This is a genomic window from Methylophaga muralis (assembly GCF_001720165.1).
GTDB lineage: Bacteria > Pseudomonadota > Gammaproteobacteria > Nitrosococcales > Methylophagaceae > Methylophaga > Methylophaga muralis.
The window spans coordinates 1-4158 of sequence record NZ_MCRI01000069.1 but is presented as its reverse complement, the minus strand read 5'-3'; the positions used below and the strand labels follow the sequence as shown (position 1 = coordinate 4158).

At 40.3% G+C, this 4158-nt stretch carries 2 protein-coding genes, 1 tRNA gene and 1 pseudogene; all 4 read left to right on the top strand.

Features of this window, described 5'->3' with window-relative positions; genetic code table 11:
• Positions 1-147 precede the first annotated feature (147 nt).
• The 4 genes and pseudogenes from A9E74_RS13440 (at position 148) to A9E74_RS13430 (ending at position 3956) form a co-directional block, all read left to right on the top strand.
• Positions 148-576: a hypothetical protein gene (locus tag A9E74_RS13440; protein WP_069297109.1), complete on the top strand. Its 429-nt coding sequence runs from the start codon at positions 148-150 to the stop codon at positions 574-576.
• Between the two features lie 94 nt (positions 577-670).
• A tRNA-OTHER gene (locus A9E74_RS14400) sits at positions 671-754 on the top strand.
• Positions 755-759: 5 nt separating this feature from the next.
• Positions 760-1536, top strand: a complete 777-nt coding sequence (locus A9E74_RS13435) for a hypothetical protein (protein WP_069297108.1) — start codon at positions 760-762, stop codon at positions 1534-1536.
• Positions 1537-1665: 129 nt separating this feature from the next.
• A pseudogene (locus A9E74_RS13430) lies at positions 1666-3956 on the top strand (AAA family ATPase).
• Positions 3957-4158: the final 202 nt, after the last annotated feature.

Genomic DNA, 4158 nt, shown 5'->3' with positions numbered 1-4158 from the left:
AATTCGTGTTGGTGGGGTTTGTCAAATTTATAAACCATTCACGCTAATAATTATTATGAGATCCCATACCTCATTAACAGACTGTTATACGAATTTATCTACTACTGTGTATATTTCGGGCTATAGCCCATAACCAAGGAGAGTAAAATGAGTGATAGTAAATTGTTTGAAGAATTAGAGTCAGAAGTATCAGTTTCATTTTTAAATGATAATGAGGCAACGGTCGAGATATTAAATGATACGCCAAGAAATTGGGAGGTTTATATATACGGCGTTTGCGAATTTGTTTTTGATGATGGAACTAAAGTTATTGACCGTCAACTTGGTAAACATTATAGAGGTGATTCAGTTAAATGGCGCTCAAATAAACCTTTGAAATGTTGTACAAGGGTAAACGTTGCGTTAATTGCCAAATCACATCAACACCCTGGTGAAGGAAAATATGCTATTGCAGATGAGGCTCCAGCGGATCAGTGCATCATTCAAAGAGGGTGGAAATTCGGAACACAAAAAAATGTAGAAAAAGGCACAGAGTCTTTTGAAAATAAGTTTTCTCTGTCTCCAATATCAGAGTAAAGCTCGTATAACAAGCGCCAGCAAGCGGATTTGGTCAAGCTGTCACCATTTTTGCCCAAACCGTTGTGGCGGGCGTAGGCAATTGAGGATCAATGTGTGGAAGTTAATGGTAAACGCCGGCCGATTAAATCTGTTCACTCAAAGCCGGAGTCCGGGTTCGATTCCCGGCCACACGCCAGTTCGATGAAAACCCCTGCTCTTAAGCGCTATCTCGACTCGGTTGGGAGAACTGTCCATTATCTCAATACTGTTGTAGTAGGCTTGGCGGGTGTTGAAACTGAGATTTGCAAAAAGCCAGAATCCCTAGATGTCTCATGGAACCCCACTGATCCAAAGTCATCAAGCCGTTTAGCGCGCGCATACGTCCTGAAGTCTTCAATCGTATTCCTGGCCGCTGAGCTATCTGAGTACGTTAATGAGCTATTAAAGCTACCTGTGTGCGACCTGGATATTCCGAAAGACGCGAACAAGGCAGAGCGTTTTTGGCGACTCGCGGATCGCCTAGGTATTGCTGATACTGATTTGGTTATTGGCCCATTAGTTATAATTCATTGGCGCAATCGTATCATTCACCACAGTTCAAATGCTCAGCTTAGCAACGCTCAAAAAGAACAGTTTAAAGAAGCAACTTCAGAAATTGCTAAGAAATACAAGAATCTGGATCCAGCGTTAACCTTGAGGCATTTCGAGGCTGGAAACCCTACTTTAAAAGACGTTTCATCATTAATAGCAATGTCTATCAACTGCGCTAAGGCGATGGATGAAAAATTATCAGAACCAAACTCTTATGAAGAGTTTATGGCATGGATTGAGGCACTGGGGCTAGCTGAAAAGTACGAACGTGCGTGTCGGGTGTCCGCGAACGCAGCGAATCCGGTGTCCTCAATGAGCAATTTCTTTGTCACACACTGTCCAGGAATGAAGAAATTCTATGAGAAGTATGGAGCAAAGCATGCCTAACAAAACGCAGCAGTTCGTGCCTTCGGCACTGGACGCCATTTCCGCTGCGCTACAAGCAAGGCCGCCCCTGTGCTGTGCTTGGCGTTATACGCAAATCTAAAGCGGAGTGAAATTTAGATCAGGGATGTTATGTCAATAAAGAATATACAAAAATTAAAGCAATTCGGTATTTTCCAAAATCACACGAACACTAACGCTAAAGATTTCGGAAAGTACAATCTGTTCTATGGGTGGAATGGAAGCGGAAAATCTACCCTTTCGGGTGTGTTTCGATGTATCGAAATAACACGACTTCAAGTAAATTCCCATCTTCAGAATTCACGATAAGCATTGACAATGGCGCGCCAATTACACAAGCGAACGTGGCGGGTTCTGACCTAAAAATTTACACCTTTAACCATGACTTTATTGACGAAAATATATCATGGGATAGCGTTGTAAAAAGTATATTACTTGTTGATAAAGAAAAGATTGAAGAGCGTGAAAAGCTAGAAAAGCTAAAAAAAGAACAGGAAGCAGATAATAAAAAGTACACTAGTGAAGATGAAAAAATAAGAAGACTTGAAGGCGCAGTTTCGAAGTTCGGAACTGATAGCGCACGACACGTGAAGACAAGCCTTCAGTCAATTGACACTACAGATCGCTACTACCTTAATTACGATAAGCGAAAATTTGAAGCCTTTATCAACGACAACCTTGAAGCAAGCAAGTCAGACGAACAACTTCTTGATGATCAAAAAATTGTTGAATTAACAAACGCTGCCAAGCCTGATCAAAAGTACCCGATCATCTTTAATCAAAAGGCTATTAATCAAGAAACCTTCACTAAAGCCAAAGAACGTCTTGTCGATCTTTTGAAAACCAGTGTGGTTAGTCAAACTATTCAGCGGCTTGTTGAACTCGGTGATATAAAGTCTTGGGTTGAAATTGGTCTTGACCTTCATAAGCGTCACGATACAAATCAGTGTGAATTTTGTGGCAACATCATCACAGATGAACGCGTCAAACAGCTTGAAGCTCACTTTAACGACGATTACAAAGCCTTTCAAACCCGACTTGAAAGCGCAGATGGTTGGCTTTCTGGTCAGTATATTCAGCCCCCAACGCTACCAGCAACAAGCGACTTTTACGACGAATTCAAAAATGGATACAGCCAAGCATGTACAGCGTTGGAAAAAGCAATCACAGACCTGAACGATGAAATAACAGCTTGGCACACTGTACTCAAAGAAAAGATAGCTAATCCGCTTGAAACTGGTCTAACAGTTGAAGCTATCAGTGAATCATCCGTGCAGGCGTTTAACGATTCTCTGACCGCTATTAGCGCGGCTGTTGATAAGCACAATCATAAGTCAGGAAATTTCAAGGAAGAAACTGACAAAGCCAAAAAGAAACTTGAACTTCACTATGCAACTACTGAAGTGAAGTCATTCGGCTATCACGATAAGAAAAAGGAAGTGGTTGATCGAAAAGCCAAAAATGGAATGCTAAAAACAACTATTAACGCAAGAAACACTGAAATCCGAACGCTCGAAGATTCACTATCAAATGAAGGCATGGGCGCTGACCAGTTTAATGAGTCACTTCATAAGTTCCTTGGTCGCAGCGAATTATCCCTTCGATTTAATCCGGTTAAAAAAGGGTATGAAATACTTCGGAACCATTCGGAACAAGTTGACGGGAATTTGAGTGAAGGCGAAAAAACGGCTATTGCTTTTGTCTACTTCATAACCAAATTGAAAGAAAATGACAACAAAATCGAAGACACTATTGTTGTTGTAGATGATCCTATTTCAAGTTTCGATTCTAACCATCTTTTTCACGCTTATTCATTTATGAAAATTAATTGTGAAAAAGCAAAGCAACTGTTTGTTCTTACCCATAACTTTACGTTCTTCAAGTTGGTACGTGATTGGATTTCGCGAAAGAATAAACGCGACAATCAAAATATCGCAAACTTTTATGTTGTTAAGGCAAATAACGAAGTGCCACGAACTTCAACTTATACAGACGCTGAATCAGCACTAACTTTATATAATTCAGAGTATCACTACATATTCTCACGCCTGTATTCGTTAAAAAATCAACAGACCCTCGAAACGGATGATCATTTCCTTGCCGCCAATTTATCCCGTAAGTTACTTGAATCATTTTTATCCTTCAAATTCCCAAAGAATAGGGGAAACTTCGCCAACTTGTTTAATACGGCTGTTTCAGCAAGCCAGAATCCTGAAGACGAAGGGAAAGAAAAGATTCGAAAGTTCATTAATGAGTATTCACATAACGACCTTATTGAAACAAATGAAGACTTTGTTGAAAACCTAATTGGTGAAGGAGTTACAGTCATTTCAGATATTTTTGAGTGGATAAATGAACTGGACGAAAAGCACTACCAAGAAATGATGGAAGTCGTGGCATGAAAAGGAATGCGTATAACATAGCGCTGTACTCGGACAAATTTTCCACTGCGCGCCAACTTTGCCGGTAAGCGCGGCGTTAAGCAGGAGGTTAATTTTGCCTAAAAAAATCAAGGGGTCAGCAAACTTGATATAAAGCGCAAACTATATAGTTATCTGTTTAATTATCTTCCATGTGTAATCTTCGACTGAGCAATTTGCTGCA

Excerpts from the sequence above, each read along its gene's own strand:
- A9E74_RS13440 (WP_069297109.1), top strand. The coding sequence starts at position 148 with ATGAGTGATAGTAAATTGTTTGAAGAATTAGAGTCAGAAGTATCAGTT.
- A9E74_RS13435 (WP_069297108.1), top strand. The coding sequence starts at position 760 with ATGAAAACCCCTGCTCTTAAGCGCTATCTCGACTCGGTTGGGAGAACT.